This is a genomic window from Azohydromonas aeria, assembly GCF_009760915.1.
GTDB lineage: Bacteria > Pseudomonadota > Gammaproteobacteria > Burkholderiales > Burkholderiaceae_C > Azohydromonas > Azohydromonas aeria.
Window position 1 is genome coordinate 1 of record NZ_VIDQ01000173.1, and the last position, 2,680, is coordinate 2,680.

Annotated in this window: 4 protein-coding genes; 2 read left to right on the forward strand and 2 right to left on the reverse strand. The window is 61.6% G+C overall.

Annotated features, from left to right (window positions below; genetic code table 11):
- A partial coding sequence (mobV, locus tag FJ694_RS36210) for a MobV family relaxase (RefSeq protein WP_157272355.1) occupies positions 1-933 on the forward strand: 933 nt, incomplete at its 5' end.
- Here the strand turns inward: mobV and FJ694_RS36215 are convergent.
- Both FJ694_RS36215 and FJ694_RS36220 read right to left on the reverse strand, forming a co-directional pair.
- Positions 925-1,173: a hypothetical protein gene (locus FJ694_RS36215; protein WP_157272356.1), complete on the reverse strand. Its 249-nt coding sequence runs from the start codon at positions 1,171-1,173 to the stop codon at positions 925-927. The genes mobV and FJ694_RS36215 overlap by 9 nt on opposite strands.
- 218 nt (positions 1,174-1,391) lie before the next feature.
- Positions 1,392-1,880: a replication/maintenance protein RepL gene (locus FJ694_RS36220; RefSeq protein ID WP_157272357.1), complete on the reverse strand. Its 489-nt coding sequence runs from the start codon at positions 1,878-1,880 to the stop codon at positions 1,392-1,394.
- 610 nt (positions 1,881-2,490) lie between these two features.
- Here FJ694_RS36220 and FJ694_RS36970 point away from each other — a divergent pair.
- The coding region (locus tag FJ694_RS36970) for a plasmid recombination protein (protein ID WP_232540390.1) at positions 2,491-2,680 on the forward strand (190 nt) is incomplete at its 3' end.

Consider the following 2,680-nt stretch of genomic DNA (forward strand, 5'->3'; position numbering starts at 1 on the left):
TCGCTGGCTCACACGTACCGCCAGCGGGAGACACCAAACGCAGATCCGCGCGAGGCAGCGCAGAACGAGCACAGCCATCCCAAGGCAGCGCAGGTCATGGCCGAGGTGCGCGAGCTGCTGCCCGAGCAGCGCCGCAGCGACGCAGTGCTGGCCATCGAGTACTTCGTGGGCGCCTCGCCGGTGTGGTTCGAGGGCAAGGACCGGCGCGCGCAAGACGAGTACTTCGGGGACGCGCTGAAGTGGCTCAGCGCGCGCCACGGCGCGCGGAACATCGTGGGCTGGTCGATCCACCGCGACGAGAGCACGCCGCACATGGTGGCCTACGTGGTGCCCTTGGACGAGGCCGGCCGGCTCAACGCGAAGCGCTGGCTGGGCGGCCGCCAGGCGCTCTCACGCATGCAAACCGAGTTCGCCGACCAGGTGGGCCGGCGCCGTGGCCTGGCGCGCGGCATCGAGGGCAGCCGCGCGCATCACCAGACGGTCAAGGACTGGTACGCGCAGGCCCAGCAGCCCGTCAGGCACGCGCACATCAGCCCGAGCGAGTTGCAGCCCAAGGTGCTGCGCAAAGGCTTCCTGACCTCGGACTACGAGACCCCGGAGATGGTCGCGGAGCGGCTCACGCGAGCAGTGCAGGAGAAGTACACCCCAGCGGTCCAACAGGCCCAGCAAAGCCGATCAGAGGCCGCTAGAGCGCACGAAATGGCTCGGACAGCCCAGGACAAGGATCGGGCGCTGAAACAGGCCCAGGCGGACCTACAGCGCCTCGTGACGCAGCTGAAGCCCGTGCTGGAGCTCGGCAAGCTGTCGCCAGACGACTTCAGGCAGGCCATGCAGAAGATCGAGGCTCGGGTGGAAGCGATCAAAGAGCACCAGCGGCAGCAGCAGTTACAGCAGCGTCGCGGACCCGAGCGGGGCCATGGCTGGTCACGGTGAAAAGTACTGGTCTTCAAGCTTCTTTGCCCATAGCTCGCTTTCAGGAGAAAGCGGTTTGTTCTGATTAAATTCCTGATTCTCTTGACTTCCGTAATAGGGCAATCCGAGCCGTTTTAAAGCTCCTTGTATCCAACCCTGGCGCCAATACTTTTCTTCCAACGTGCCGGTTTTAAATAGTGATTTGGTATCCAACTCTATCCCACTATAGAACCCAGCAGACCAAGCCTGTTCAGGTGTCATGACCCAACCTCTTCTTTTGGTTTTGAGGGGATCTTATGATTCAAATCTATTAATTGACTTACATCGATCAAATTCAATGTGAATAATTCACGAAAAATACACGGGTTTCTTTATTAATTAAATTCCATTTTTGTTTCAAGCGTCGCGCCTATCGCGGGCGGGCGCGTACGCGCGCGCGCCCGCCTCCCTCCGAAGGAGGGGGGAGGAGAGAGAAGGCATTAGGCAGCTCGCCGAGGATCTCGCTGTGGGTCAACCTCGTCCTGGTCAACTAGTTCGGGATGAACAACTTGGCTCTCGTGCTGATATTTGATTAAAACATTCATGCGCTTTTGGTGAGTTCCCTGAAAGATAACTCCAGGATTCAAGCGCCAAGGTCCATATCGGTGAGCGCGGGCAATCACGTTTGCTTTTACCAAAGCACTCATCAACCGTTCAACGGTCGCCACTCCAACACCAGCACCTGCAGCGATTTCGCGCATAGATGCAAATACTCGGTTTTGCTCGTCGGCCTGCTTGAGAAGCCAAACCAAAACCTGCATTTTTGCGTTCCCCACTTCCTGAACAAGTTCCAGGATGTGCCCAAGCCAAATTTTGTGAAAGCCCGAATCGCCAGCGGCCAGAGTGCGTTCGATCACCTGGGTTTCGATGATCTCGCCGCTGTCGGTGTCGATCAGGCGGCGTGAGCCGCGAAAGAGAGTTGAGCTCATGCCGGACCCCATCTGATGTAAGACCCCTACTGTAGATGATGGATCGAACCATCACCGCCGTGAGTACGCGACACATCAAATTTGAGGGCTCGACCCATCAAATTTGAGGGCTCGATGGGGTCGTTCTCAGAGGGAAACGGCCACTTCTCTCTCTAGATTCTTTCAGGCGCTCTGCGAGCGCCCGGGGGCGGAGCCCCGCCCCCAGCGGGCCGGCCGTGGACAACCCGCCGCCCACCGCCCGCAAGCGGGCCGTGGACGGCCGGCCTAGCGGCCGGTGCCGGGTTGCCCACCGACGCGCCCGCTCCCCCACCCTGGTTGAAAAACCGGTCCGAAGGCTCAGACCTCGGAGCACCACCCTCCTGACCAGCGGCTGTTTTCTGGCCTGGTCAGGGCGCTGCTCGCGCAGCGCCAGGGGGGCGTGCGCGCGCAGCGCGCAGGGGTCGGCCCCCCTCGGGGGGCCTAGCTTGCTGGGGGGTCCAGGGGGCGCTGCGCGCCCCCTGGCTCACAACCTTGCGAAGCAAGGTGTAGTGAGTACACCTTCGCGCGCAAAGGGCCACACTGCGCAGCGCCGCCGCACCTTCGCGCGCACGCTCCGTGCGCCAACGCACAAATGACCGCCTGCTACGCGATTCTTCGCACTGCCAAGCTCAAAACGCTGGGCAACATCGCCGCTTCGCTGGCTCACACGTACCGCCAGCGGGAGACACCAAACGCAGATCCGCGCGAGGCAGCGCAGAACGAGCACAGCCATCCCAAGGCAGCGCAGGTCATGGCCGAGGTGCGCGAGCTGCTGCCCGAGC